At 64.1% G+C, this 20,671-nt stretch carries 14 protein-coding genes; 11 read left to right on the top strand and 3 right to left on the bottom strand.

The window, feature by feature from the left end; translation table 11 throughout:
* The first annotated feature begins 10 nt into the window (after positions 1-10).
* Positions 11-1,996: a penicillin-binding transpeptidase domain-containing protein gene (locus tag AC1DIM_RS14285; RefSeq protein WP_477711159.1), complete on the top strand. Its 1,986-nt coding sequence runs from the start codon at positions 11-13 to the stop codon at positions 1,994-1,996.
* 40 nt (positions 1,997-2,036) lie between these two features.
* Here the strand turns inward: AC1DIM_RS14285 and AC1DIM_RS14280 are convergent, their stop codons facing one another.
* Positions 2,037-3,350 (bottom strand): hypothetical protein, encoded by a 1,314-nt coding sequence (locus AC1DIM_RS14280; protein ID WP_477711158.1) that lies wholly within the window; start codon positions 3,348-3,350, stop codon positions 2,037-2,039.
* 213 nt (positions 3,351-3,563) lie between these two features.
* Here AC1DIM_RS14280 and AC1DIM_RS14275 point away from each other — a divergent pair, with 213 nt between their 5' ends.
* The 10 genes from AC1DIM_RS14275 to AC1DIM_RS14230 all read left to right on the top strand — a co-directional run bounded on the left by AC1DIM_RS14275 (position 3,564) and on the right by AC1DIM_RS14230 (position 17,646).
* The gene (locus AC1DIM_RS14275) at positions 3,564-5,246 is read left to right on the top strand and encodes an ABC-F family ATP-binding cassette domain-containing protein (protein ID WP_477711157.1); all 1,683 of its coding nucleotides are present in this window, start codon (positions 3,564-3,566) and stop codon (positions 5,244-5,246) included.
* 111 nt (positions 5,247-5,357) lie between these two features.
* Complete coding sequence (locus AC1DIM_RS14270) at positions 5,358-6,611, top strand: MFS transporter (RefSeq protein WP_477711156.1); 1,254 nt, start codon at positions 5,358-5,360, stop codon at positions 6,609-6,611.
* 61 nt (positions 6,612-6,672) lie between these two features.
* The gene (locus AC1DIM_RS14265; RefSeq protein ID WP_477711155.1) at positions 6,673-8,169 is read left to right on the top strand and encodes a phosphatase PAP2 family protein; all 1,497 of its coding nucleotides are present in this window, start codon (positions 6,673-6,675) and stop codon (positions 8,167-8,169) included.
* A 167-nt stretch (positions 8,170-8,336) separates the two neighbouring features.
* Positions 8,337-9,284 (top strand): ABC transporter ATP-binding protein, encoded by a 948-nt coding sequence (locus tag AC1DIM_RS14260; RefSeq protein WP_477711154.1) that lies wholly within the window; start codon positions 8,337-8,339, stop codon positions 9,282-9,284.
* Positions 9,285-9,288: 4 nt separating this feature from the next.
* A complete protein-coding gene (locus AC1DIM_RS14255) occupies positions 9,289-10,191 on the top strand; it encodes an ABC transporter permease (protein WP_477711153.1) in 903 nt (300 codons plus the stop codon).
* Positions 10,192-10,211: 20 nt separating this feature from the next.
* Positions 10,212-11,555, top strand: a complete 1,344-nt coding sequence (locus tag AC1DIM_RS14250) for a sensor histidine kinase (RefSeq protein WP_477711152.1) — start codon at positions 10,212-10,214, stop codon at positions 11,553-11,555.
* Positions 11,552-12,241 (top strand): response regulator, encoded by a 690-nt coding sequence (locus tag AC1DIM_RS14245; RefSeq protein ID WP_477711151.1) that lies wholly within the window; start codon positions 11,552-11,554, stop codon positions 12,239-12,241. The genes AC1DIM_RS14250 and AC1DIM_RS14245 overlap by 4 nt, the downstream gene beginning before the upstream one ends.
* A 97-nt stretch (positions 12,242-12,338) precedes the next feature.
* A complete protein-coding gene (locus AC1DIM_RS14240) occupies positions 12,339-13,244 on the top strand; it encodes an intradiol ring-cleavage dioxygenase (protein WP_477711150.1) in 906 nt (301 codons plus the stop codon).
* Positions 13,245-13,292: 48 nt separating this feature from the next.
* Positions 13,293-14,603 carry a M18 family aminopeptidase gene (locus tag AC1DIM_RS14235; RefSeq protein WP_477711149.1) on the top strand — a complete coding sequence of 437 codons (1,311 nt, stop codon included), beginning with the start codon at positions 13,293-13,295 and terminating at the stop codon, positions 14,601-14,603.
* A 460-nt stretch (positions 14,604-15,063) separates the two neighbouring features.
* Positions 15,064-17,646 (top strand): WecB/TagA/CpsF family glycosyltransferase, encoded by a 2,583-nt coding sequence (locus AC1DIM_RS14230; protein ID WP_477711148.1) that lies wholly within the window; start codon positions 15,064-15,066, stop codon positions 17,644-17,646.
* Positions 17,647-17,838: 192 nt separating this feature from the next.
* On the opposite strand, the gene AC1DIM_RS14225 is transcribed toward AC1DIM_RS14230, so the two are convergent.
* Both AC1DIM_RS14225 and AC1DIM_RS14220 read right to left on the bottom strand, forming a co-directional pair.
* Complete coding sequence (locus tag AC1DIM_RS14225; protein ID WP_477711147.1) at positions 17,839-19,623, bottom strand: O-antigen ligase family protein; 1,785 nt, start codon at positions 19,621-19,623, stop codon at positions 17,839-17,841.
* A gap of 211 nt (positions 19,624-19,834) precedes the next feature.
* On the bottom strand, positions 19,835-20,668 hold the full coding sequence (locus AC1DIM_RS14220) for a hypothetical protein (protein ID WP_477711146.1): 834 nt from the start codon (positions 20,666-20,668) through the stop codon (positions 19,835-19,837).
* Positions 20,669-20,671 lie beyond the last annotated feature (3 nt).

The raw sequence follows: 20,671 nt of genomic DNA, 5'->3' as shown, positions 1-20,671 counted from the left end.
TAATAACGCCGTGGGGAACTCAAAGAAACTTTCACTTGCCATAGCTGGTCTCATTCTCGGTGCCTCCCTGGTGGCCTGCGACGACGGCAGAGGGGGAGCCGAGAGCGCCGCGAAACAGTTCGCCGCCGCGGTGTCCGCCCTCGACGTCGGCTCTGTTGCTTTTGACGGCGAGGACTCCGCCGTGGCCAAGCAGCAGGTCCAGGACGTGTTCAAGGCCCTCGACCCGGACAAGCCCACGGTGGAATCCGGAGACCTGTCGCTGGAGGGCAAAACTGCCACCGTTCCCCTCAACTACACCTGGAAGATCGGCTCCAGTGAGTGGAAATACACCACCTACGCCGAGTTCACGAAAAGCGGGGACAAATGGCTGACCGTCTGGAACCCTGCATCGCTGGTTCCCGAACTCGCGGACAACGAGATCCTCACCAAAGGAACCCAGTCCCCACAGCGCGCCGACATCCTTGGCGCCGGCGACGCGAAGCTGGTCACCTACCGCCCGGTGGTGAAGGTCGGCATCGACAAGCCCCTTCTCGGCTCAGCTGACGCGGCCGCGTCGGCCACCAAGCTGGCCGAACTGGTGGGCGTGGATGCCGCCGCCTACGCGCAGCAGGTGTCGGCGTCCGGTGCCCAGGCATTTGTCGCTGCCATCACCCTGCGTGAAGAAGGCCGCACCATTACCGACGAGCAAATCTCGGCGATCCCCGGCGGCCGTGCCATCAAGGAAAGCCAGCCCCTGGCTCCCAGCCGAACCTTCGCGCGGGCCATCCTCGGTTCCGTCGGCGAGGCCAGCGCAGAACAGATTGAAGCCTCAGCCGGGGCACTGAGTGCCGGCGATGCGGCGGGCATCGGCGGGCTGCAGCAGCAGTACGACGCCCAGCTCCGGGGAACCGACGCCGTGGTGATCCGTGCGCACCGGGCAGACCTCACCCGTGAACAGATCAACGCCGCAGGGACCGATCCCCGCCGCGTGGTGTTCGAGACCACACCCACACCCGGCACACCGCTGAAAACCACCCTCGACCCGAACCTCCAGACCCTGGCGGAGAGCACTCTGGCCAGCGTGGGGCCTGCCTCGGCCATCGTGGCGATCCGGCCCTCCACCGGCGCAGTGCTCGCAGCTGCCTCGGGGCCGGGAAGCAATGGCTACAACACCGCGATGCTGGGCCAGTACGCACCGGGATCCATTTTCAAGATGATCGACTCCCTCGCAATGTTCCGCAACGGCATGACTCCCGATTCTAAGGTGGAATGCACACCCACCCTCGACGTGGACGGCAGGACCTTCAAGAACTCGGAAGGCTACCCGGCAAGTTCGCTCGGGTCTGTGACGCTCCGTGATGCGTTCGCCCACTCGTGCAACACGGCGTTCATTGGGGCCCGGGACAAAGTCACCCAGGCGCAGCTTGAGGCCGCCGCGGTGTCGATGGGGGTGGCAGTCGAAGCCCCCTCACTGGGTGCGGCGGCCTTCCTCGGTTCTGTCCCCGGAGAGGCTGCGGGCACCGAACACGCAGCGTCCATGATCGGCCAGGGCAAAGTGCTGATGTCCCCGCTGGCGGCGGCCATAATGGCAGGTTCAGTGGCCAAGGGCTCCCCCGTCTCACCGCAACTGGTCCTGAACCCCGGCGCCGGCGTTTCGGGAGGCACCCCCGGCGCGCCGACGGCGGAGGCTGCCTCACCGACGTCGACCGTTACACCCGAAGCACCCTCCCAGGCGTCGGGCAAGCCGATCACAGCAGAGGAAGCCGCAGCGCTGTCCGACATGATGCGCGCGGTGGTCACGTCCGGCCATGCGGGTTTCCTGGCCAGCGTGCCCGGAGCACCTGTGGGCGCGAAGACGGGAACGGCCGAGTTCGGCAAAGAAGACCCGCCCAAGACGCACGCGTGGATTGTCGCGGTCCACGGGGACCTCGCGGTGGCCGTATTCGTCGAGGACGGCGGACTGGGTGCCACCACGTCGGGGCCGCTGCTCAAGCAGTTCCTGACCGCCGCGGGCTGACGCCGGAAATCCTTAGCCCAGACCCATTGGCGGCATGCTGTCAGATGGCGATCCGGTAGATGTGATGTGTGAATTCGAAGGCGAAGTTGTCGGTAAACGAACTTCCTGACACGTCCAGCGTCCGGCCTTCATTCATCACCTCGACGATCGTCCCTTTTATGGATCCCGGGAGAGTGAAGGTGCGCGCGCCGGGCCCGGTACTCAATGCGATTTCCGCGAAGACGTAGGCTGATCCGTCTTTGGCTTTGAGCATGGTGTCCATTCCCGGGCCGAAATTCCAGGCATAGGACTGGGTGTTGATCACAGGAGCCAAAGACTTAATTCGAGCATTAGACTCCCGGATCTGCTTTTTTCTTTCTTCGCTGCAGTCCACCAGCGAGTAGGCGCCGTTCACACCGTCGTTATTGTGCTGGAAAAACATGATGCCGCGTGCCTCATGGATGATGGCCGACCAGCAGGCTCCTTCGATCTCCTCAGGAGTTATGCTGCGGGCGCCGAGGTCCGAGAGGTACGGCATGGCGGTCTCCACAAACATCCAGTTCGGTTTGCCGCCGGGCGGCGCTTGGTAGGAGCGCATCCTGTCCATCAGCCATCCGTAAGTGGCGGAGCGCATCGGAGGCGTACCAGCGGGCCAGTGGGAAGACTGCTTGATTGCAGCACCGGTATCGGGGGAGGTGTAAGCGTAGTTGTCCACGCTGGCCACATCTACAACGGACATAAAATCGCCCATAGTGCCCTTGGCCCAAAAAGTGTCCAAAACGCCTTTGGAATAGTTGGCGTTGATGAACCTTCCGTCGTTTCTTGAGCGGAGGGTTGAGACCTGTTGCTGCATGTTGGCAAGGCTTTCTTTTGTGTCTGCTCCTCCGCACCCCAGCCCCATGTCGCATTCATCAAAGGCGAAGAGACCCACTACGTTGGGATCGTCGCCAATCTCGGCCGCTGAAAACTCATCCTGGACGATGCAGAATATTCCCTTGGAGGTCGCAACGCTGAGTTGATCGTTGTGCTCGACGGCCTGGAAGGTATTAATGCCCATGGACTTCAGTTGCTCCGCGTGCGCGGGGCGGCCGAAGAAAACTGCCATTGGAAAGAATGACGGATCGGTCCAGCCGGCGGTCGCCGCCTTGGGGAACGAGCGCCAGTATTCCGGACCGCCTTCCCATCCGATGGGGGGCAGATCCAGAAGACCTGCTTGGGACAGCGGCCCGGGTGAAGGGCCAGTAGCGGGGCCTCCGCCTGGGCCGGGGACGGTGGTAAGCGCCCCAGCAGTTCCTGCCGCAACTGCGGCAGCACCGACGCCGATGAAGAAGTTCCTCCTGCCAACGGTACTATCGGGGAAGTTATCAGATTCCATGTTTATTCCTTCCGATCCGCGGTCCGTTAATGATGGCGGGAGGCAAGGAACCGGTCCATGGGGGTTTCCACATACTTGCAGGCATGACCACGTCACAGTTCGTGGCCGAACGGAAGATGCCCCCGAGTCCTGGATTTTGTTCCTTCTCCCCAAGGCTGTTTGAGCTTCACATCCGCACAAACCTCGCGCGGCGGGCGTGGGAAGATTGATCGCGTGGCTCATATTGACGTTTCCGGCATCGACTACTTCCTTTCCGACGGCACCCAGCTCCTCAACGGCGTGACTTTCAAAGTCCCGGATGGCACCAAGACCGCCCTGATCGGGCCGAACGGTACGGGCAAGACCACGCTGTTCCGGATCATCTCGGGCGACCTCATTCCGGACGAAGGGGTCATTGGACGCTCCGGAAACATGGGCATCATGCGCCAGTTCGTCGGCCAGGTCCGGGATGATTCCACCGTCCGCGACCTCTTGGTTTCCGCCGCCCCTCCTGCCTTGGCTGCCGCTGCCCGCGAGGTGGACGAGGCCGAGCTCGCCATGCTGGAGCACGACGACGAGCCCTCCCAGATGCGCTACGCCCAGGCGATCGTGGACTGGGGAGATGCCGGCGGCTACGACGTTGAGACCGTCTGGGACGAGGTGTGCATGGCCGCGCTGGGACTGCCCTTTGACCGCGCACAGCACCGCCCGGCGTCGAGCCTTTCCGGCGGCGAGCAGAAACGCCTGGTCCTTGAGGCACTGTTCGCCGGCCCCGACGAACTCCTGCTCCTGGACGAACCGGACAACTACCTCGATGTGCCCGGCAAGCGCTGGCTCGAGGACAAGCTGAACGAGTCCAAGAAGACGGTCTTCTTCATCAGCCACGACCGCGAGCTCCTGGACAATGCCGCCGGACGGATCGTGACCCTCGAACCGGGGATCAACGGCGCCGGCGCGTGGGTACACGGCGGCGGCTTCGGCTCCTACGTGGACGCCCGCGCCGACCGCAACGCGCGCTTTGAGGAGCTGCGCAAACGTTGGGACGAGGAGCACGTGAAGCTCAAGKAACTCGTCAACATGTACAAGAACAAGGCCGCCTTCCGCTCCGACATGGCCAACCGGTACCACGCAGCCCAGACCAGGCTCGCCAAATTCCTGGAGGTGGGACCGCCCGAGGCGCTGCCCATCGAGCAGAACGTGCAGATGCGGCTCAAGGGCGGCCGGACCGCCAAGCGCGCCATCGTGGCGGAGAACCTTGAGCTCACCGGCCTGATGAAGCCGTTTTCAACCGAGGTCTGGTTCGGCGACCGAGTTGGCGTGCTGGGCTCCAACGGGTCCGGCAAGAGCCACTTCCTGCGGCTGCTCGCCACCGGCGGGACGGACCCGGAGCGGGAGCACTTGCCCGTATCCGACGTCGAGATCGCCGAAGTCCCGCACGAGGGCACGGTGAAACTCGGCGCCCGCATCCGGCCTGGTTTCTTTGCCCAGACCCACGTCAGGCCGGACCTGCTCGGCAAGACCCTGCTGGAAATCCTGCACCGCGGCGACGAGCACCGATCCGGGCTGGGCCGTGAGGCTGCCGCCGGGGCGCTGGACGGCTACGGCCTGGCCGGGCAGTCGGAGCAGAAGTACGAGTCGCTGTCCGGTGGCCAGCAGGCGCGGTTCCAGATCCTGCTGTTGCAGCTCTCCGGTGCCACGCTCCTGCTGTTGGACGAACCCACCGACAACCTGGACCTGCACTCTGCCGAGGCATTGGAGAAGGCTATCGACCACTTCGAGGGCACCGTCCTTGCCGTGACCCACGACCGCTGGTTCGCCCGCACGTTCGACCGCTTCCTGGTGTTCGGCTCCGACGGCAAAGTCTACGAATCCGCCGAGCCTGTCTGGGACGAAAAGCGCGTGGAGCGCGCCCGCTAACCCCCGGACGCTCTGACTTTCCCAGGGAAAGTGAGAGAGGGCTGGCCGGTTTCCTGCATTAACTGAGGGAGCGTTTGCTGTGGGTTTCGTGCCGGTTGCTAGCATTCGAGCATGAAGACTGACATCTCCGGTTCCGCAGCCAGCCCCTCGCTCAGGGCAGCGGCCGCCGCAACTTTTGTGGTCTTCGGCGTCAACGGCTTCGTTTTTGCCAGCTGGGCAGCGCGGATTCCCGCAGTCACCGAGACGCTGCACCTCACGTCCGGCCAGATGGGCACGCTCCTCCTGTGCACGGCCATCGGTTCGCTGCTGGCGCTCCCGACGGCGGGGCTTGTGGTGGGTAGGATCGGCACGGCCAACGCGGTCCGCTTCGCCGGGGTGCTGGCTGCACTGGCCGGCGTCGGGATTGCCCGCTCCCTGTCGGCTGAATCGGTGGTGGGTACTGCCTTTTCCCTGTTCTTCTTCGGCATCGGCATCGGACTGTGGGACGTGTCCCAGAACATTGAGGGGGCTGATGTTGAGCACAAACTGCGGCGGACCATCATGCCGCAGTTTCATGCGGCCTTCAGCGGCGGCGCCTTCGTTGGCGCGCTGATCGGTGCAGGATTGTCGACCATCGGCGTCGGGCTGCCTGAGCACCTGCTGGTCATCGCAGCGGTCGTTGTGGTGGTGGCGCTGGTCACGCCCCGTTATTTCCTCCCCCACGAGGCCCAGGCGGCTCCCCTCGATGGCGAGCCCAAGGCCGTGAAGGGGCCGTCCGCCTGGCGTGACAGCCGAACCCTGCTGATAGGTGTGGTGGTCCTCGGGGCGACCCTCACCGAAGGCGCCGGGAACGACTGGATTGCCAAGGCCACGGTGGACGGCCTGGGCACGTCAGAATCCATCGGCGCCCTGATGTTTGCCCTGTTTGTCCTGGCGATGACGGCCATGCGGTTCTTCGGCGGCCGGGTGATTGACGCCTACGGGCGCGTCGCCGTGCTCCGTGCCAGCATGGGCGCCGCGGCTGCAGGCCTTGGCCTTTTTGTGCTCGCGGGCGACGTGTGGCTGGCCGGCATTGGTGCTGCCCTGTGGGGTGTCGGTGCGGCCCTGGCTTTCCCGATGGGAATGTCGGCCGCAGCGGACGATCCGAAGCACGCCGCCGCGCGGGTGTCAGTTGTATCCACTTTGGGTTATGTCTCCTTCCTGGCAGGGCCGCCCTTGCTGGGGTACCTGGGTGACCTCACCGGAATCCACCTGGCCTTGCTCGCCATCCTCGCCCCGATCGTGGTGGCCCTGGTCCTCGCCGGGGCCGCGAAGCCGCTGGCTAGCGGGCAGCGGCCGGCTGTCAGGCCAGCGCAGGCTTCGAGTAAACCGCTGGATTCAAACTAAGCCCCACGGGGAAACGGACCCGCTTCCCGTACTCAGCACACCCCGGGATTAGGGTAGGGAGATGCACACCAAGTGGACGCCCGGTCCGGGTCTGATCAGCCGTCTTGACCGGCACCTGGTCCGGAGGGTCTCGTCTTTCCCCGGGGGGACCCATGACACGTTCTTCCGCCGGCTTTCCGCCTCGGCTGACAACGGCAAGCTCTGGTTGGGAGCCGCCGCGATCATGGCACTGTTTCCCGGAAAGACGCGCCGCGCCGCCGTACACGGGCTGATCGCCCAGGCCGTGGCATCGGCGGTGACCAACGCCGTCTTCAAGACCCTGCTGCCACGCACGCGGCCCCTGCCGGAGCACCTGCCGGTGTTCCGTTTTGTCCATCCGCAGCCCACCAGCTCCTCCATGCCGTCGGGGCATTCCGCCTCCGCCATCGCCTTCGCGGTGGGCACCGGACTTGTCAGTCCGGCCCTCGGCGCAGCACTGGCACCGGCGGCGCTGGGCGTTGCCTATTCGCGTGTCCACACCGGGGCCCACTGGCCCTCGGACGTGATTTTCGGTTCGGCCATCGGTGCGGGCGCCGCCCTGGTCACCCGCAAGTGGTGGCCGGTCCGTCCGCCTTTTCCCGAGGTGGATCGCGCCGCGACGGATGCTCCTCACCTGCCGGACGGCACCGGCCTCAGCATTGTGGTGAACACACTGGGCGGGTCCTACAAGGAGGAGACCGCAACGGCCTTGAAGGAAGTATTCCCAGAGGCGTATATAAAATCGGTGGAACCGGAAGAAAGCCTCAAGGACGCGATCCAAGCCACCGCCACGCGCCCGGGCACCCTGGCACTCGGTGTGTGGGGTGGCGACGGAACGGTCGGCACAGCGGCCGCTGCCGCCGTCGAACATTCCCTTCCTTTGCTGGTACTGCCCGGGGGCACCTTGAACCACTTCGCCCGCGATACAGGGACGGGAAGCCTGAAAGAGGCAGTCGCGGCCGCGACGAACGGTGCGGCCGCGCGGGCGGACGTGGGCATTGTGACAGTCGAACGCGGGCTGGCAGGAGATCCGGAGACGGCCGAACTCATCATGGTCAACACCGCCAGCGTGGGCCTTTACCCCAACCTGGTGCGGCGCCGCGAACAGCTGCAGCCTGCGCTTGGCAAACCGCTCGCCGGAGTGGTGGCCATGTTCCGGACCTTCGCGGTGGGAACACCCACCACCCTGATGGTGGACGGGGTGCGGCACAAGGTCTGGATCGCGTATTTAGGGCGCGGCCGCTACTATCCCCGAGACCACGCTCCGCTGTTCCGCCCCGTGCTGGACGATGGCGTCCTGGACGTCCGCATGATCACCGCTGATGAATCCTTTGCCCGGCTGCGGCTTTTGTGGTCGGTGCTGACGGGCACCGTGGCAACCTCCCGGATCACCCACCTGAGGGAGGCCACGGACGTGCTCATCGAGTCGGCGGGTTCGCCCATGGCACTGGCGGTGGATGGTGAAGCACTGGCAGGCGTTCGCAGTGCCCGGTTCCGGGTTGAGCCACGGGCACTGACGTACTATTCGCCCCGGCCGTGATTCTGCTCTCTTCCACTGGGAACAGCCCTGATCATCCGAGCGGACTACCCTGATTCGACCCTGAATCATCCCTGAGACAGGCGAAACGGTGCGGGGGCGTGGGTACCGTGGACAGTGCACACCAAACTTCCCGCAGCCGGCAGGCTGCCGTTCTAAGGAACACGCCCATGATTGAGGCACTAGGCCTGACAAAGGTTTACGGCGAGAAGACCGCCGTCGCCGGAGTCAACTTCACTGTGGAGGCCGGCCGGGTCACCGGATTCCTCGGTCCCAACGGCGCCGGCAAGTCCACCACCATGCGCATGATCATGGGCCTGGACCGGCCGACGTCGGGCACCGTCACCGTCAACGGTGCACCGTTCGACCGGCACCACGCGCCGCTGCGGGACGTCGGCGCCCTGCTGGATGCCAAAGCCGTGCACACCAGCCGCTCCGCCTATAACCACCTCCGGGCCATGGCCGCCACGCACAGCATTCCGAAGAAGCGCGTCGACGAAGTCATCGAAATGACGGGCTTGACCGAGGTAGCCAAGAAGAAGGTGGGCGGCTTTTCACTTGGCATGGGACAGCGGCTGGGCATTGCCGCTGCGCTGCTGGGCAATCCCCAGACCATCATCCTGGACGAGCCCGTCAACGGCCTGGACCCCGAGGGTGTTGTCTGGGTCCGCAACCTGGTCAAGTACCTGGCATCCGAAGGACGCACGGTGTTCCTCTCCAGCCACCTCATGAGCGAGATGGCACTCACCGCGGACCACCTGATCGTCATCGGTCGAGGCAGGATCATCGCCGATGCCCCCATCAAGGACATCATCAACGGGAAGGGCAGCGCACGCACCCGGGTCCGCACCGACCAGCCGGAGCAGCTGATGCGGCTGCTCGCCGGGGACGGCGTCTCTGTGGAGCTGCAGGACAAGGAGCTGCTTGAGGTGAGCGGCCTTGATCCGCGCCAGATCGCCCGCGCCGCCCTCGACAGCCACACCATGATCTACGAACTCACCCCGCTGCAGGCAAGCCTCGAGGAGGCCTACATGGAGCTGACCAAGGATGAGGTCGAATACCACTCGCTGATCACCGCAGGCGCCGCCGCGGCACCCGCCCAGTCCGGAGGCAACTAAGGCTATGAGTTCAACCACCCTCGACCCCAACCCGTCCCGCCGCGGCGCGCACGTCGGCGCCGCACCCGCCGGACCCCTGCCCGGCGACGCGACCAGCACCGGCCCCGGACCGTCGTTTCCCCGTGTGCTCAACTCGGAGTTCATCAAGTTCCGCACGCTCCTTTCCACCCTGATCCTTCTCGCCTGCACGGTGGTTGTGGTGGTGGGCTTCGGTGCGCTTTCGGCCTGGGGCACGGGTTCCTTCGCCGAGCAAGCCCTCAAGGACCCACAGGCAGCCGCATCGTTTGCCGCCCAGGGCGGCAACCTTGCCATTGGTGTGCCCACGTCCGGCATTGCCTTTGCACAGCTCATTCTGGGCTCCCTCGGCGTGCTGCTGATGAGCTCGGAGTTCACCACTGGAATGGCCCGCTCAACGTTCGCAGCCGTACCCAGGCGGACTCCCGCTTTCCTGGCCAAGCTGCTGGTGGTGATGGTGACAGCGTTTGTTGTGACCGCCGTCTCCGTGCTCATCGCCGGCCTCGTGTCGGTGCCGATCCTGGGCAACTACAACCTTAGTTTGGACCTCGCCAGCTCGCAGTCGGTGAAGATGCTGCTGGTCAATAGCGTCTATGTCGCGGCCGTAGCCGCCATTGGCATGGCACTGGGCTCCCTGCTCAGGAATTCGGCCGGTGGGATCATGAGCCTGGTGGGCCTGTTCTTCGTGGCCCCCATCGCCTTCCAGCTGATCCCGGGCGATTTCTTCGTACAGACCCGCAAGTACCTTCCAGGCAACACTGTGGAGCCCATGACGGCTGTGAACCACTTGCCGGAYACCCTKGAGGCCTGGCAGGCMGSACTGGTYCTSGGCGCCTGGGTGGTCATCCCGGTGGTGCTCGCCGCCGTCATCCTCAAGAAACGCGATGTCTGAGCTGGAGCCAGGCTCAAGGGATGAATGAAGCGGCACCGGTGAAGGACGCGTCGGCCGGGCTGGCCCACGCGTCCTTCGCCGAAATCACGGCCAAGCGCCGCGGCCGGGTCCGCCGGTACCTTTACCAGCATCCGCGTGTCATGGACGCGGTGGTAGTGGCCACTTACACGGTGCTGGTTGCCCCCACCATGGTGGATGCCGTCCTGCAGGGCGCATGGCTCGCGGCGGCGCTGCTCGCTGCAGTGGCATGTGCGCTCTTTCTTCGACGCTCCTACCCCGTGGCCCTGGCAGCGTTCGTCGCGGTGATGGAAGTGGCGGTTACCCTTCTACACCCGTGGGGCTCAAACGTCTCTGCCGGGCTGTGGTTCTCGCTGTACGCCGTGGCGGTGCTGCACACGCGCCGGTTCGCCCTGGTGGCGATGGCCGCGGTCACCGCCCCGCTGGCCCTGTTGTATCTCCTGGCCGCGGTGGGTCCCATGGAGAAATCCTTCGTCACTGCCGCGGGCAATCCTGAGGACTTCCACCTCCTAACCAGCATCGCCACTGGTGCCACCATCGCCCTGTCCAACGTCATTGCTACCGGGATCGGCATCTCAGTGCGGCAACGCCGCGAACACGAGCAGGAGGTTGCCGCGTGGGCGGCGCGCACGGCCAGTCTCGCCTCTGTCAACGAACGGAACCGGATCGCCCGCGAGATGCACGACGTGGTGGCCCACTCCCTGACTGTGATGGTCAGCCTTTCGGACGGCGCCGCCGTCGTGATCCGGAAAAGTCCCGACCGCGCCGCCGAGGTGCTGGGGGAACTGTCCCGGACCGGCCGGACCGCGCTGGCGGACATGCGGCGTGTCCTGGGCGTGCTCAGGGACCAAAACGGCGCCATCGCACCGCGGGCACCCCTCGACTCCGGCGACAGCCTGGCCAAACTTCTGGAGGGTTTCCGCACCGCCGGCCTGCCGCTGCACTATTCGCATAGCGGGCCGTCGCTCCCCCAGGATCCGTCCTTCCAGTTGACGGTCTACCGGATCGTGCAGGAATCACTCACCAACGTCCTGCGCTATAGCCGCGGCCACAGCCGGGTGGATGTGAGCATTCTCCGGTCCGGCCCCACCGTCACCATTGAAGTTCTCGACGACGGCAAAGAATTGCCCGGCCAGGCATCGGCTGACCCTGGCGCACCAGGACCCGCGCAGGCGCTGGGCTCGGGACAGGGCCTCCTGGGGATGGCCGAACGCGCCCGGATCTATGGCGGCACCGTGGAAGCGGGCCCCCCCGCCCGCGGCTGGCGGGTCCGGGCAGTCCTGAGTTGGCCCGGCGATAACCAACCCGATCCTGACCACGTTCCCCAACTGCAAGGCAGAGCATGACTCAGACACAACCGATCACCGTCCTGCTGGTGGATGACCAGCCGCTGTTGAGGATGGGTTTCCGCCTGATCCTGGAAGGCGAGGACGATCTCAGCATTGTGGGCGAAGCGTCCGACGGCGCCGAAGCGGTGAGGCAGGTTCGGGACCTGAAGCCCGACGTCGTGCTGATGGACGTCCGGATGCCGGTGCTGGACGGCATCGAGGCAACCCGCGCCATCACCGCCGCCGGGGCCGCCGCGCGGGTCATCATCCTGACAACCTTCGACGTGGACGAATACGCGTTCGCCGGCCTCCAGGCGGGGGCGTCCGCGTTCCTGCTCAAGGACGTGGCGCCGTCGGAACTCATCCAGGCCGTCCGCGTGGTGGCCAGCGGCGATGCCGTGGTGGCGCCGCGCGTCACCCAGCGACTGCTTGAAACGTACGTCCGCGGCGCTGCCCGTCCGGCCGCCTCAACCCAGCGCGATCCGCTGCTTGAGGACCTGACGCCGCGTGAAACCGAGATGCTCGAAGCCATGGCCGAGGGCCTGTCCAACGCCGAGATCGCACACCGATACTTCCTATCCGAAGCCACCGTGAAAACCCACGTCCGGCGGATCCTCACTAAGCTCCACCTGCGCGACCGCGTCCAGGCAGTGGTCTACGCCTATGAAACCGGCCTTGTGGTTCCAAGCAACCCTGATTACTGACGCTAGCGCGGAAGTCTGACGCGGCGGCCTTGCGGCGCACAGCTTCGGCACAGCCTGACCCTATGCAAGGAACAGCGGCGCCGGATTGGATGGAGCCATGAGTAAACACGTTCCCCATCCCAACCATGACCGCGGCCTCGAATTCGATCTCTCCACCCTCATGAGCCGCCGTTCCCTCGGCCTGTTCTTCGGCGCCGGCGGGGCGGCGGCGGCCCTCGCAGCGTGCACCCCGGGCGGATCGGGCAGCACCGTGTCGGGCAGCGCCGCCGGCACGCCGACGTCGGCCTCCACCGATAGTGCCGCTTCATCGGGTGCAACCAGCACGACGGCGTCGCCGTCCACTTCCCCGACGCTCACCCGGGCGATCGCCGAGTGCGGCGTGGAGATTCCGGCGGAGACCGCGGGTCCGTTCCCGGGTGACGGTTCAAACGGCCCCAACGTCCTGGCAGCGTCAGGAGTGGTGCGGCAGGACATCACCTCAAGCTTCGGGAGCGGCAGCGCGAGGGCCGGCGGTGTGCCGCTGACCTTCACCCTGACCCTGCTGGACAACGCCAACGGCTGCGTTCCCCTGGCCGGCGCAGCCGTTTACGCCTGGCACTGCGACCGGGAGGGCAGGTATTCGCTCTACGATTCGGGCCTGGCCAACGAGAACTACCTCCGCGGCGTCCAGGAAGCAGACGCGAACGGCCAGGTCACGTTCAAGTCGATTTTCCCCGGCGCCTACTCCGGACGCTGGCCGCACATCCACTTCGAGGTGTTCGAATCCATGAGCAACGCCACGGCTGCCGGACAGGTGCTGGCGGTCTCCCAGATCGCGCTGACCAAGGCGGCCTGCGACGACGTCTACGCCACGCCGGGCTACGAGAATAGCGTGGCGAACATGAAACGGACCACCCTGCAGAATGACAGTGTCTTCCGGGACGACGGCGGCATTTACCAGCTCGCCACCATGACCGGCTCCGCCGCCACGGGCTACACGGCCGGCCTGAACGTCACCCTGTAGTGCGGTCGGGCGGGGATCGCCCGCGGGCGCGGCGTTAGACTCGAAACCATGCCTTCACCTTCCGCCGTCGCAGACCACATCCAGGACCTTGGCGCGTATGTCAGCGCATCGCCGTCGAGCTTTCACGCAGTCCACGAGGCCGCACGCCGCCTGGACGAGGCAGGGTTCACTGGCCTGGACGAGCGGGAAGCCTGGTCCGGCGGGACGGGCTCGTTCTACCTGATACGCGACGGTGCCCTGATCGCCTGGGTAGTGCCCGACGGCGCGGGACCCACCACCGGGTTCAACATCCTGGGTGCGCACACGGATTCGCCGTCCTTCAAACTCAAGCCAAAACCCACCACAGGTGCGTTCGGGTGGCTGCAGGCCGGCGTCGAGGTTTACGGCGGTCCGCTCCTGAACTCCTGGCTGGACCGTGAGCTGCAACTGGCAGGCCGGCTGGTCATGCTGGACGGGACCCAGCACCTCACGGCCACCGGTCCCCTTTTGCGGTTTCCCCAACTCGCCATCCACCTGGACCGTGCGGTGAACGATGGGCTGACGCTGGACAAGCAGCGGCACATGAACCCTGTCTGGGGGCTGGGGAACCCTGCCGACTTCGATCTCCTGGCCGTCCTGGCGTCTCATGTTCCCGGCGGTGATTCCGTTGATACCGCTCAGATCGGCGGGTACGACGTCGTTATAGCGGACACGCAGGCACCCGCAGTTTTCGGGGTCAACAGTGAGTTTTTCGCGTCCGGGCGGCTGGACAACCTTTCGGCGACGCATGCCGGGCTGGCGGCGCTGATTGCGCACGCTGCTGCCGCAGGGTCCTCCCCGGGTGCGCCGATCGCCGTCCTCGCGGCTTTCGATCACGAGGAAATCGGCTCCAACTCCCGCTCCGGAGCCTGCGGGCCCATCCTGGAGGACGTGCTGGTGCGGATCTCCGACGGCCTCGGCGCCTCGGTGAGCCAGCGGCGGCAGGCGCTGTCGGCGTCGTTCTGCGTATCCGCGGACGCTGGCCACGCCGTGCACCCCAACTACCCCGAACGGCACGATCCGGCCAACCATCCGGTGCTGAACGGCGGCCCGCTGCTGAAGATCAATGCCAACCAGCGCTACGCCACGGATGCGGCCGGCGCGGCGCTGTGGGCACGGCTTTGCGCCGAAGCCCACGTGCCGTACCAGGAATTTGTATCCAACAACGTGATGCCCTGCGGCTCCACCATCGGGCCGCTGACCGCAACCCGTCTCGGGATCCGAACGGTCGACGTCGGGGTGCCCCTGCTCTCCATGCATTCGGCCCGCGAACTGTGCGGTGTTGACGACCCGCACCGGCTGGCTGTTGTCACGGAGCTGTTTTTCCGGACTGCCGCGTAGCCTGGCGTCGCGGTGGGCACCACATAGCTGGTGCGGATAGCCACATAGATGCCCCTGTCGCCTAGCAGCGTGGTTGGCCCGCGCCTACGGTTGAAAAATACGGAAGCCCTTGGGGTTTGCGGTCCATGGTTCCGGGCCGCAGATGGCTGTGACTAGATAGTCCCGCCAACCAGAGGACGGCCGCAACAACAGATTGACGCGACAGGCAGGATGCCAGCTTTGGTATCCGGACCGGAGCGGGGAGTGCAGACCCCACAGCCGGCCGCTGCACGGTTGCGCCGTGACCATGGAGCCAAAAATGAAGTCTGCACCTGGATTGCTTCCCCGCCGAACTCGCAAGCCCAACGGCCTTCATTCCACTTTGCCGATTCCATTGCACCCGGTCGAGATGGAGCCGGTGTTTGCGACCACACAGGTGCCGTCAGACTGGGCCCGGTTGGGTGGAACCGTAGTGCGGCTCATGACTTTTGAAAGTGCCGTGAACACAATTCTTGAGAGAGCAGCGGCTTCGGACTGCGCGCCGCTGGCTGTTGCGTCGGCGAATCTTGATCACATCAAGTATTTCGGGCACGGCGGCAGATGGAATGGAGTCTTGGAAGCCAACCAGAAAACGGAGTGGATCACGCTTCTAGACGGCGCTCCCTTGGTGGCACAGGCCCGAAGAATCACTCATCGTGACTGGCCCAGGCTGGCTGGGAGTGACCTCACCTGGCCGCTGCTGGATGCGGCCAGGAAGAGTGTCCTGCGAATAGGTTTCCTCGGTGGGCGCGCCGAAACTCACCGGTTGGTGCACGAAAGGCTGTCCCGTGATCTACAAGGCCTTGTGGTGGGCGGCTACTGGGCACCGGAACGGTCAGAGCTAGCGGATCCATCCGCAGCACGGTCTCTTGCGGCAGAAGTTGCCAGTGCGCGTATCGATATCCTCTTCGTCTGTCTTGGTAAGCCCCGACAGGAGCTGTGGATCAACGCCTACGGGCACCTTACTGGGGCCAAAGTAATGCTGGCTTTCGGGGCAGCCGTAGACTTCCTCTCCGGGACCGTGCTGAGGGCTCCTGAACCCGTGCGGGATGCTGGCTTGGAGTGGGCTTGGCGCCTTGCGCTCGAACCGCGTCGGCTGGCGTCCCGGTATCTCCTGCACGGCCCGCGGTCCTACGTTAATCTGCGGGCGAATAGTGGCATGGTCGCCCCCTCCAGGACTGCCTCGCCGCCCCCCGTAGACCCCGGCAATACGCCCAATCCCGGAGCTTCCATACGGGAGGCTCCTGTTCCTTTTGCCTCAGTCCCGTTTATACCGCTTGATCAGCACGCTGATGTCGCCGTGCTGATCGTTACATATAACAGCGAAGAAACTGTACCGCTGCTCCTGGAAGATCTTCGTCGCGAAACTGTCGATCAGAGCATCAAAGTAATCGTTGCTGACAACTCCCCTTCCCCCCGCATGGTTCAGCTGCTGGGCACCCAAAGTGATTTGCACGTGTTCAGAACAGGCGGCAATCTCGGCTATGCCGCGGGCATCAACTTGGCCATGCAGCGTGCCGGAACAGCGGATGCTTTCCTCGTCCTCAACCCCGACGTTCGGTTGGACAGGGGCTGCCTGTCCAAGCTCCGGAACAGAATGCTGTTGTCCTCAGCTGGAGTCGTCGTTCCGCTCCTCCGGGACGAGGACGGCAGTGTATACCCATCACTCCGACGCGAACCCACAGTGTCCCGCGCGATCGGCGACGGTCTAATGGGCAGCAAACTCGCAGGGCGGCCGGGGTGGTTGTCCGAGATGGTTTTCTCAGCAGCAAGTTACAGCCATCCGCACGAAGTTGAGTGGGCCACAGGGGCGGCCTTACTCATAGACCAGACCGTTGCCAAGAACGTGGGTGACTGGGATGAACGATACTTCCTGTACTCCGAGGAAACCGATTTTCTTCGCCGCGTAAGGCGTGTCGGTGCAACGGTGTGGTTCGAGCCGGCGGCTGAAATGAGACACACCCGCGGGGCGTCAGGAGCATCGCGGTCGCTCGACGCCCTCATGGCTGCCAACCGTGTACGGTACATCAGAAAGTTTCGTCCGGTCACATATGCCCGGGTATTCCACGGAGCGGTGATGCTCGGGGTTTTGCTCCGTTCACCCTTGCCCGCCAACCGGGGAATACTGTCAGTCGTCGCACACGAATCACGCTGGGATGAACTGCCGGGTCCGGATGCGGACATCGATCCGTCCTTGATGCCGGAAGGATGTGTGATTATCCCTGCCCACAATGAAGCCGCCGTGCTGGCACGGACCCTGACCCCGCTGTCACCCTACGCTGCCGCCGGCAGGCTTGAGCTCATCGTGGCCTGCAATGCATGCACGGACGGCACGGCAAATACTGCCCGGAGGTTCCCGGGTGTTCGAGTGGTTGAAGTAAGCGAAGCATCAAAAATCGGGGCAATGAACGCGGCTGACATTGCTGCGCATTACTGGCCGCGTCTCTATCTGGATGCGGACATAGAGATTCAACCAGCCGCAGTTGCCGCCCTCTTCTCTGCCCTCGATGGCAGCGGCCCCTTGGCGTCCCGTCCGGAATTCGTCTACGACAGCCGCGGTGCAAACTGGCTGGTACGCGCTTACTACCGGGCTCGTTTTCGTATGCCATCCCAACGGGCACATCTTTGGGGGGCCGGTGCTTACGCCGTCACGGCGGACGGCCATGCACGGTTTGGCGAGTTTCCTGAGTTCGTAGCGGATGACCTTTTTGTCGATTCACTCTTTGATGAGGGCGAAAAAGCCATTCTGGATACCAAGCCAGTGCTGGTCCGAACGCCCAGAACTGTTAAGGGCCTTCGCGCTGTCCTGTGCCGCACCTACCGTGGTAACGCTGAGCAGGGAACCTCTGCCAATGTCGGCACCCGTCTCCCTGAATTACTGCGTTCCCTTCGGGGTCCTCAATCCGCGCTGGACGCGGCTGTGTACATAGCATTCGCCCTGATGGGGCGGCGGGACAGCGGACAGCGGCCGGCTCAGGCAGCTTGGGAGCGCGATGAGAGCAGCCGGCGGAGTCAGATCCCCTAATTAATCCACGAGGACGAAAGCCACACCGAGCACCAGGGCAGTGCCGGATCGAAAGCCTTGACTTTTAGAGAAGTTGGCGTGGCCTCTGCTGGACACTGCTGTGTACATGGCATTCGCCCTGATGGGGCGGCGGAACAGCGGACAGCGGCCGGCTCAGGCAGCTTGGGAGCGCGATGAGAGCAGCCGGCGGAGTCAGATCTCCTGGCCCAGCCTATGCGTCCCGTTCCTGCGGCTCCTGTAGCGCAACAGCAATCTGTCGGCGATGGCGGCACCCGCGGCACCCAAGCCCAAGGCAAGAACAGTCAGTGCCACTGCTGCAGCGGTTGGCCTGTTCGCGTGGAAACTGACATTGGAGGGTGAAACCTCGGTGGTGATATGCGCTGCACGGGTGACTCCCAGAGCGTCCTGCTCCCGAGACGCCACAGCTGCTACTTTCTGGGCAAGTTCATCGGCAATGCGGCTAACGCTTGCTGAATCCTCAGCGACCACTTCTATGGAGATCACGGCACGGCCAAAGGACGGCTGCCATTGTGTACCGGAATTGGGAAGATAGACGGAATATCCTTTCCGGATTCCAGTGGAATACAACAGCGCACCATTGGTCTCCATGGGCGGTTCGCCGTCCTTGGCCAGGGCGCGCCGCTGGACGACAGCGGCAAACTGAACGATGTCCCCGGAATCGGACCGCAGGGGGTTTCCGCCCGCCGCCCCGGGAGGAGGCAAGAAGACCACGTCTTCACGCGTCCAGTAGACCCCTTTGCTTTGATCGGTACTTAGAATCAGTGGCAGCATCATGGCCAGCACTGCCAGAGCTGGTAGCCAGCGGAGCCTCGCCACCCACCGACTGCCAACCTGACTTGACGCCTTCAGCCCACGAGCTCTCGGCGGAAAGTCCTGCAAGCGCCAGTAGGCACCGCATAGGCCTGCCACGAGGAAGAGCGAACCTGCCGCTTGAGGAAATGAAAAGACGTCGAAGAAGCCCGTCAGGGACGTTCCGGCGGCGATGCTTGCCGCGAGGGCCGGGCCTAGATGTACGAAAACTGGATCGGTGTAGCGTTTCCTGCCAGCCAGTGCCACGACGATGGCCGTGCCCAGGACCGCAAGAGAGGCGGCTAGACCAACGGTTCCGATGTCCAAGAGGCTCACCAGGTATTGGTTGTCGAGGATACGAAATTCAGGCAGGAACGTTCCCACGCCTCGGCCGAAGACGGGGTTCATTTGCCAAAACGTCGCCACGATGTCGTAACTGTCCGTTCTGGACTTCAGGCTTGGATCGTTGCTGTCAAACAAGCCGATGAGGGTGCCCATCATCCCGGGAACCAGAGCCCACAGCATGAGCAATAACCCAACGGCGGCGAGACCAGCCTTTCGCCGTACGCTTGCGTTCCAGAACGGGAAGAGTACGACGACGGAGACGATGATGCCCACAATGGCCGATCGCGAAACAGAAAGTAGTGTTGCCACGGCTATTGCCGCGACCGGGAACCACCGCACAAACCAGTTTCGCCCCTGGTCGTGCAGGCCGAGGCTAAGAGCAATGGGGAACAGCATCGACAGCACGTATGCGTACTCCAGAGGGTTTCGAGCCGTTGAGGAAGGCCGGCTAAATCCACCGCGCTCTTGAAGCGCCCCAAAATCACTGACCGTCAAACCAGGGATGCTCAGGGTTGCGACGAAGGACTGCCCGGTGACGAATTGCAGGATGCCGAGTCCGGCGTAAAGCCCGGCCAGCAGGCAGCACCAACGGAGGAAGTGCATCAAGCGCTCTCTGCTGGGTATTCCGTCATTGGCAAGCACCATGACGCTGGCGAACGCGGCTGAACGAAGCAGGCCCAGATCAAGGGCGTTGGTTTCAGTTTCCGTCAGTACGCGTAAAGACCCAGCAGCATAGCTGGCCATGATGCACGCAAGTAGAAAAAACATCGCTGCGCGCACTGGCTGGATGGGGGTAAGGGGAGAACTCTTGGCGCGTTGCATGTGATACCACCCCCACCAGGGCAGAAATATTAATGCAAAAAGGGCTGCGGGGGCCCCGGCCCCTCCTAAGGCTTCGATGGTTCTATTCGACGGGAGCATAWGGAGGACCAGGAAGTAGATGATCAAGACATCGACGGCATCCCAGCCCGTACGGTCGTGGCCTTCAAGAACGGCAGCGCGTTTTGGCAGTTTTCCAGTGGCAGGCGGACTGTCAGCGTAGCTGTGCATTGGCAGGCTCTTGCTCTATCTCGTGGAGCTGCCCAGGGCCGCGCCTGTCGGCATCTGAGGGCAATTCACTGGCAGGAGCAGACGCCGTAGGTGGGGGTACCGGCATCCTTGCGCTGGTTGTCTTGACGGTTTTGGTGCTGTTGGAATGCACCAGGGCGCCGGCGTGGGATTGGCCAGCGCTGCGGGCTTTAAAGTCGGACCGACGAACACCTCTACCTGCGCGACGGCGGAGGAGGATCTTGTCGAGCTGGCCCGTGACCAAGAGGGATCCTGCTGCTCCTGCGGCAATCAACATCAGAATAATCCTGGTTCTAGGGCCATCGTTGATCCGCGCTTTGTCGTCCTGGGCGAGCGACATGGAGGTCATGCGTGCTTCCTGGCTCAAGCTCAATGCATCTTGAAGGGCTGTGAGATTCTCCGGAACGGCACTCAGGACCTGCCTTAGGGCGCCAAGGCTGTTTTCGGCCGTTGTTCCGGTGACGGACACGAAAACGATGGGGCCGTTAGTTGACGGGTCCCTTGTTGTCGCGTACTCGACGCCCGGGTATCTATCCAAGATCGGCCGTTGTGCCGAGGGTGAGTTTAATTTGACCGTAAGGACACCCAAGGCCTGCTCCAGGCCGCCCATATAAAGGAAAGGATTGTCGCCTGAAATGACAGCAGTTGCCGGCGGAACGAGGGCGACGCTACCGGTAGCCTTGTACTCCACCGGCACTTCCCGGTAGGCAAAGGCAGCCAATGCGGCAGTCAGCAGGACGCCAGCCACAACGAAGTACCAACGACGCCTGAGGCTTGCATACAAATCACGTAAGAACATTAG

This window comes from Pseudarthrobacter sp. 01T43, assembly GCF_056398665.1.
This window is presented reverse-complemented; position numbering and strand designations above follow the sequence as displayed.